This is a genomic window from Rossellomorea aquimaris, assembly GCF_001877785.1.
Taxonomy (GTDB): domain Bacteria; phylum Bacillota; class Bacilli; order Bacillales; family Bacillaceae_B; genus Rossellomorea; species Rossellomorea aquimaris_A.
Window position 1 is genome coordinate 1 of sequence record NZ_MINN01000145.1, and the last position, 483, is coordinate 483.

General features: G+C 47.6%; 1 protein-coding gene. It reads left to right on the forward strand.

Features of this window, described 5'->3' with window-relative positions:
* Positions 1 to 139: 139 nt before the first annotated feature.
* The coding region (locus tag BHE18_RS23695; RefSeq protein ID WP_440480406.1) for a BCCT family transporter at positions 140 to 483 on the forward strand (344 nt) is incomplete at its 3' end.

Sequence of the window (483 nt, forward strand, 5' to 3'; positions counted from 1 at the left end):
TGATATATACTGTGAATGTACGATATGCTATGTGTGTTTAGCAGTTGTGTATTTGTGTGTTTCTGTATGTAACAGAGAATGGCATGTGAGATGGGTGTTGTGGTCTTGGAGTGGGAAAGGTGTATATGGCGCAGTATGTATGGAGGGCGTATTTGCTGCAGTGTTTTTTTTTTTCGTTCATCGCTACTTGACAGGGGAATTGCCGATTTTGGATATGGTGAAGGACAACCGGATGGGGGCGATCCCTGAGATACTTGGGACCTTGCCGCTTGGCGGGCTCGCGATCGTTGTCTTCATCATCGTCGCGCTGATTTTCCTGACGACGACACTCGATTCAACGACTTATACGATTGCGGCCTATACGAGCACACTCGATATGAGTAAAAATGAACCGCCGAAAATTTTGCGCATTCTCGTGGCTGGCATCATCACCGTCATTTCGCTGGTGCTCATGAGAATCGGCGGCTTGGCACCACTAGAAGT